Origin of the sequence: Mycobacterium sp. 852002-50816_SCH5313054-b (assembly GCF_001667185.1) — a bacterium.
Classification (GTDB): Bacteria; Actinomycetota; Actinomycetes; order Mycobacteriales; family Mycobacteriaceae; genus Mycobacterium.
This window is the reverse complement of the sequence record NZ_LZIC01000015.1, coordinates 39,120-45,593: the sequence shown is the minus strand read 5'-3', so window position 1 is coordinate 45,593 and position 6,474 is coordinate 39,120. Positions and strand designations below refer to the sequence as shown.

Genomic DNA, 6,474 nt, shown 5'->3' with positions numbered 1-6,474 from the left:
GACCGCCCGGGGCCGGATCGCAGGCGTCGATGGCAGGAAATTCTTCGTAGCCGCTAGCATGACCGCTGCCGACGGCACATTGCTCAGCGAAGCCAATGGCCTGATGGTCCGCCTGCTACCCCACCAGCCGTGAGAGGCACGATGCCTGACAGCACAACACAATTCACCGTGCCCGAGGTCGCCAAGGCCGTCGCCGCGGCGATCCCCGACCGCGACCTGGTGATCCAGGGCGACCGCCGCTACAGCTACGCGCAGATCCTCGAGCGGGCGAACCGGCTCGCCGCCTACCTGCACAAGCGCGGACTGGGTTGCCACACCGACCGTTCGGGCCTCGCCGGCCACGAGGTCGGCCAGGACCTGCTCGGCCTGTACGCCTACAACGGCAACGAGTTCGTCGAGGGGTTGCTGGGCAGCTTCCAGGCGCGGGTCGCGCCGTTCAACGTCAACTTCCGCTATGTCAAGAGCGAGCTGCAGTACCTGCTGGCGGATTCCGGGGCCACCGCCCTGATCTACCACGCGGCGTTCGCGCCGCGCGTCGCCGAGATCCTGCCGGACCTGCCGCAACTGCGCGTCCTGATCCAGATCGCCGACGACTCGGGCAACGACTTGATCTACGGCGCGGTGGATTACGAGGCCGCCCTGGCATCCAGCTCGCCTCAACCGCCGCCCGTGCAGCACTCGCCCGACGACCTCTACGTCCTCTACACGGGCGGCACGACGGGGATGCCGAAGGGCGTGCTGTGGCGCCAGCACGACATCTTCATGACGTCCTTCGGCGGGCGAAACCTCATGACCGGTGAGCCATCCGCGTCGGTCGACGAGATCGTGGCCAGGGTGGGCGCCGGGCCCGGCGCCAAGTTGCTCATCCTGCCGCCACTGATCCACGGGGCAGCGCAGTGGAGCGTGATGACCGCGATCACGACGGGGCAGACCGTCGTCTTCCCTTCGGTCGTCGATCATTTGGACGCCGACGACGTCGTGCGCACCATCGAGCGCGAACGGGTGCCGGTGGTGACGGTGGTCGGTGACGCGATGGCGCGACCGCTGGTCGCCGCCATCGAGAAGGGCATCGCCGACGTGTCGTCGTTGGCCGTCGTCGCCAACGGCGGTGCCCTGCTGACCCCGTTCGTCAAGCAACGCCTGATCGAGGTGCTGCCGAACGCCGTCGTCGTCGACGGCGTCGGATCGTCGGAGACCGGGGCGCAGATGCACCACATGTCCGCCCCGGGCGCGGTATCGACCGGCACCTTCAACGCCGGACCCGACACCTTCGTGGCGGCCGAGGACATGGCCGCGATCCTGGCGCCCGGACACGAAGGCATGGGGTGGCTCGCCCAGCGCGGCTATGTTCCGTTGGGCTACAAGGGCGATGCAGCCAAGACGGCCAACACCTTCCCGGTGATCGAGGGCGTGCGGTACGCCGTTCCCGGCGACCGCGCGCGCCACCGCGCCGACGGCGCCATCGAACTGCTGGGCCGCGACTCGGTGACCATCAATTCCGGGGGCGAGAAGATCTTCGTCGAGGAGGTCGAAACAGCGATCGCGTCGCACCCCGCGGTGGCCGACGTGGTGGTCGCCGGGCGGCCGAGCGAACGTTGGGGCCAGGAGGTGGTGGCAATCGTCGCGATCGCCGAGGGCGCGAGTGCCGAGGCCGACGAGCTCGTCACCCACGCCGCAAAGTCGTTGGCGCGCTACAAGCTTCCCAAGGCGGTCGTCTTCCGTCCGGTGATCGAGCGCAGCCCGGCGGGCAAGGCGGACTACCGGTGGGCGCACGAGCAGGCGGTGAACGGCTGAGGATGCCGGTGCTGCAGAAGGACGAGACGCTGACGGCCTCGACCGAGGTGCGGGCGTACGTGTGAGATACGCCGCCCTGCTGGCGCGTGCCGCAAGGCTGACGCGCTCGCGGTTCCGAGTCGCGCCCATATTGTCTACTGTAAGAATTACAGTACGATCTTACGCAAGAACCGCACGTTCCTGCTGAAGATGCTGGAGACCTAGGTGACGACAAACGTCCGGACCGGCTCCCAAACCGGGCAAGAGACCGTCAGCCTTCGCGACCCCTACCCTTTTTTCGCTCACAAGCGCCGGCAGGCCGGCGTGTTCCGCGGCACCGTCATGGACTACTCAAAGACGCCGGAGTCGCTGCTGCCCAAGCGGGAGTACTCCGCGGTGTCGTTCGACGCGGTGAACACGGTGTTCCGCGATGGCCGGGTGTTCAGCTCGGCACCGTACGACAAAACGATCGGCTTGTTCATGGGGCCGACCATTCTGGCGATGGAGGGAAAGAAGCACCGCGACCATCGCAACCTGGTGTCGGCGGCTTTCAAGTCCAAGGCGCTGGCCCGGTGGGAGCCCGCCATCGTGCGGCCGATCTGCAACGCGTTGATCGACGAGTTCATCGACGCCGGCGAGGCCGACCTGGTCCGGCAGTTCACCTTCGAATTTCCCACCCGGGTGATCGCCGAACTGCTGGGGCTGCCGGCCGAGGACCTGCCGATGTTCCGCAAGCGCGCCGTGGAGCTGATCAGCTACCACGTCAACTATGAGCGGGCCTTCGAGGCGTCGACGGCGCTGAAGGATTACTTCGTCGAGCAGATCGAGCGACGCAAGTCCAAGCCCACCGAGGACATCATCGGCGACCTCGTCAGCGCCGAGATCGACGGCGAAAAGCTCAGCGACGAGGCGATTTACTCCTTCCTGCGCCTGCTGCTGCCCGCCGGTTTGGAGACCACCTACCGGTCGTCGGGCAACCTGCTGTATCTGCTGCTCGCCCATCCGGAGCAGTTCGCGGCGGTGCAAGCGAACCGCGAGCTGATCGGCCAGGCGATCGAGGAGGGGCTGCGCTACGAGACACCGCTGACCACCGTGCAGCGGTTCGCCACGGAGGACACCGAGCTGGAGGGGGTCGAGATTCCGGCGCGCGGCGTCATCGGGGTGTGCATCGGCTCGGCGAATCGCGACGAGCGGCGCTGGGAGCGGGCGGAGGAATTCGACATCTTCCGCAAGCACGTACCGCACATCTCGTTCGCCGCCGGTGAGCACACGTGTCTGGGACTTCACCTGGCGCGGTTGGAAACCCGGGTCGCGCTCGAATGCCTGCTGAATCGGCTGACCAATATCAACCTGCTCGCCGACGGCGACCCACATATCCACGGCCAGCCGTTCCGGTCGCCGACCGCGCTTCCGGTTACGTTCGACGCACAGTAGGGTCCGGGAATGGTTAAGGTAATGGCGGGCTTTCGGGTCCTCGAGCTTGCGCAGTTCACCTTCGTCCCGGCCGCGGGCGCGATCCTCGCCGACTGGGGCGCGGACGTCATCAAGGTCGAGCACCCGGTGCGCGGCGACACCCAACGCGGCTTCCTCAACATGGGCGGCATTCAGGTCGATCCCGAGCGGCACCCGCTGATGGAACATCCCAACCGCGGCAAGCGCAGCGTCGGGATCGACGTGTCCACGCCGGGCGGCCAGGAAGTGATCTACGAACTGGCCAAGGCCTCCGACGTGTTCCTGACCAACTACATGCCCGCGGTGCGGCAGAAGCACAAGTTCGACGTCGAACACATCCGCGCGGCGAACCCGAACATCGTGTACGCCCGCGGATCGGCGTACGGCGACAAGGGGCCCGAACGCAACGTCGGTGGCTACGACGGCACCGCATTCTGGACCCGCAGCGGCATCGGCTACGCGCTGACGCCGGAGGAGTTGGGCGGCGCTCTGGGCCAGGGCATTCCGGCGTTCGGCGATTCCATCGGGGGCATGTTCATCGCCGGCGGCATCTCGGCCGCGTTGCTGCACCGCGAGCGCACGGGCGAGGCCGTCGAGATGGATGTGTCGCTGCTGAGCACCGCGTGGTGGGCGGCGGGCGCCAGCGTGACGCAGGGCATGGAGACCGGCGAGGTGATGCGCACGTCCATGCCGGGTTCCCTTGCGCCGTCGGTGAATCCGTTCATGGGCAACTACGAAACCTCCGACGGCGGCACGATCAACCTGTGCATCATCAGTCCGACCGGCTTGATCCGCGACACCTTCGAGCACCTCGGCATCCCCGAGGCCGCCGACGATCCGCGCTTCTCCGAGGTGCTCCCGCTGATCCAGAACGCCGACGCGGCCGCCGAACTGATCGCGAAGGCCTTCGCCGGCAAGCCCTTTGAGTACTGGCGCCGGCACCTCAAGACGATGAAGGGCCAGTGGGCGCCCTTCCAGAGCCTCCTCGATCTGGTCGACGACGAACAGGCCATCGCCAACGACATGATCGCCGAGGTCGAGGTCGCCAGCGGCGGGAAGCCGTTCCGCGTCGTGCGCGGGCCGGTTCAGTTCAACCATGAGCCGCTGGTGACAACCCGTGCGCCGCAAGCCTCCGAACACACCGAAATCGTGTTGATGGAACTCGGCATGGACTGGGACCGCATCGCCGAACTCAAGGACGCAGGGGCCATCGCTTGACCGACGCCTACTACGAGCTGGCCGATCCACACGATCCACTCGGTGAGAGGTTCAGCGCTTCGGATCATGTCATCAGTACGTGGTCGCCGACGATGCAGAATGCCGCGCCCGTGTCGGCGCTGCTGGTGCGCGCCATGGAGCGCTGCTCGCCACGGGACGACGCCCGGTTGAGCCGCGTCGTCGTCGACCTCCTCGGACCCGTCCCGGTGGCCGGGCCGCTGTGGGTGCGCGCCCACGTCGAGCGCCCCGGAACCAAGATCGAGCTGCTGAACGCCCAACTGCTGGCGCCGGGTCCCGACGGGCAGCCGCGACCAGTCGCCAACGCCATAGCGTGGCGATTCCAGGCGGGCGATGCGGCGGAGCTGTTTTTCACCCCCACTCCCCCGCTGCGCCCGGTCGGCGAGGGGCGGCTCCGCCACCCCGACAACGACGCGAACCAGACGTACATCCAGAGCCTGGATTGGCGCTGGCTGAACGACATCCTCAACGACGTGCCCGGCGAGTGCTGGGCCAGACCGATCGTCGACCTCGTCCAGGGCGAATCGATGACACCGATGCAGCGCCTGTTCGCGGTCGCCGACATCGCCAACGGCATGGGCAGCCGCCTCAGCGTCGCCGAATGGCTGTTCCTCAACACCGACCTCACGGTCCACATCCACCGCGTCCCCGACGGCGAATGGATCGGCGTAAGAGCCGAAAACCATTACGGCCGCGACGGAGTCGGCGTCTCGATCGCGACGCTTTTCGACCAGCACGGGGCGGTGGCGGCGCTTCAGCAGGCGCAGCTGGTGCGCCGCCGTTAGCGCCGCCCGAGACAAGGAGATACGGATGACCAACGACGTCGCCATCATCGGGGTGGGTCTGCACCCGTTCGGCCGCTTCGAGGGCAAGTCTGCGATGCAGATGGGCGTCGACGCGATCTTGGCCGCGGTCGCCGACGCCGGTGTCGTGTGGCAGGACATCCAATTCGCCACCGGTGGCAGCTGGACGGTGGCCAACCCCGACGCCATCGTCGGCATGGTGGGCCTGACCGGCATCCCGTTCACCAACGTGTTCAATGCGTGCGCGACCGCGGCCAGCGCGGTCAAGGCCTGTGCCGACGGGATCCGGTTGGGCGACTACGACATCGGCATCGCCATCGGCCTCGACAAGCACCCGCGCGGGGCGTTCACCGAGGATCCGGCGCTGGTCGGCATGCCGAGCTGGTATGCCGAGAACGGGCAGTACCTGACCACGAAGTTCTTCGGCATGAAGGCGAATCGCTATTTGCATGAGCACAACATCTCCACGGAGACGCTCGCTAAGGTCGCGGCGAAGAATTTGCGCAACGGTTCGCTGAATCCGAACGCGTTCCGCCGCAAGGCAATCCCCGAGGACCAGATCCTGAGTTCGCCGGTGCTCAACTACCCGCTGACCCAGTACATGTTCTGCGCACCCGACGAGGGCGCCGCTGCCGCGGTGCTGTGCAAGGCCGACATCGCGCACCGCTACACCTCCAAGCCCGTGTATCTGCGGGCGGTGGAGGTCCGCACCCGCCGCTACGGTGCCTACGAGGTGAACACCACCTTCGCGCCGGTCGACGAGGACGTCGCACCGACCGTCTACGCCGCGCGGGCCGCGTTCGAGAAGGCCGGCGTGGCGCCCGACGACGTCGACGTGATCCAGCTGCAGGACACCGACGCGGGCGCCGAGATCATCCACATGGCCGAGTGCGGGTTCTGCGCGCACGGTGATCAGCAGAAGCTGCTGGCCGACGGCGCCACCGAGATCGGCGGCGCCATGCCGGTCAACACCGATGGCGGGCTGATCGCCAACGGTGAGCCGATCGGCGCCTCGGGGCTGCGCCAGATTCACGAGATCGTCCGCCAGCTGCGCGGCGAGGCGGGCGATCGGCAGGTCCCCGGCGATCCGAAGGTCGGCTTCACCCAGCTGTACGGGGCGCCGGGCACCGCCGCCGCGACAATCTTGACGACCTGAGCGTCGAGCAGCTGTAACTTTCGCCCGGCCCGTCTCGTCGTAGTGGCGAACGGG

5 protein-coding genes and 1 pseudogene are annotated in these 6,474 nt (G+C 67.4%); all 6 read left to right on the top strand.

Going from position 1 to position 6,474, the window contains the following annotated elements; genetic code table 11:
• Nucleotides 1-133 (top strand): annotated as a pseudogene (locus A5787_RS27590) (PaaI family thioesterase); the annotation flags it as partial.
• A gap of 8 nt (nucleotides 134-141) precedes the next feature.
• Nucleotides 142-1,794 (top strand): acyl-CoA synthetase, encoded by a 1,653-nt coding sequence (locus A5787_RS02075; RefSeq protein ID WP_066960885.1) that lies wholly within the window; start codon nucleotides 142-144, stop codon nucleotides 1,792-1,794.
• A gap of 204 nt (nucleotides 1,795-1,998) precedes the next feature.
• Nucleotides 1,999-3,207, top strand: a complete 1,209-nt coding sequence (locus A5787_RS02070) for a cytochrome P450 (RefSeq protein WP_066960881.1) — start codon at nucleotides 1,999-2,001, stop codon at nucleotides 3,205-3,207.
• A gap of 21 nt (nucleotides 3,208-3,228) precedes the next feature.
• On the top strand, nucleotides 3,229-4,443 hold the full coding sequence (locus A5787_RS02065) for a CaiB/BaiF CoA-transferase family protein (protein ID WP_066960878.1): 1,215 nt from the start codon (nucleotides 3,229-3,231) through the stop codon (nucleotides 4,441-4,443).
• Nucleotides 4,440-5,246, top strand: a complete 807-nt coding sequence (locus A5787_RS02060) for a thioesterase family protein (protein WP_066960875.1) — start codon at nucleotides 4,440-4,442, stop codon at nucleotides 5,244-5,246. The genes A5787_RS02065 and A5787_RS02060 overlap by 4 nt, the downstream gene beginning before the upstream one ends.
• A 25-nt stretch (nucleotides 5,247-5,271) precedes the next feature.
• A complete protein-coding gene (locus A5787_RS02055) occupies nucleotides 5,272-6,420 on the top strand; it encodes a thiolase family protein (protein WP_066960872.1) in 1,149 nt (382 codons plus the stop codon).
• The last annotated feature ends 54 nt before the right edge of the window (nucleotides 6,421-6,474 follow it).

Bases quoted from the DNA above. Each gene is read 5' to 3' on its own strand.
- A5787_RS02075 (WP_066960885.1), top strand. From the start codon at position 142: ATGCCTGACAGCACAACACAATTCACCGTGCCCGAGGTCGCCAAGGCC.
- A5787_RS02065 (WP_066960878.1), top strand. From the start codon at position 3,229: ATGGCGGGCTTTCGGGTCCTCGAGCTTGCGCAGTTCACCTTCGTCCCG.
- A5787_RS02055 (WP_066960872.1), top strand. From the start codon at position 5,272: ATGACCAACGACGTCGCCATCATCGGGGTGGGTCTGCACCCGTTCGGC.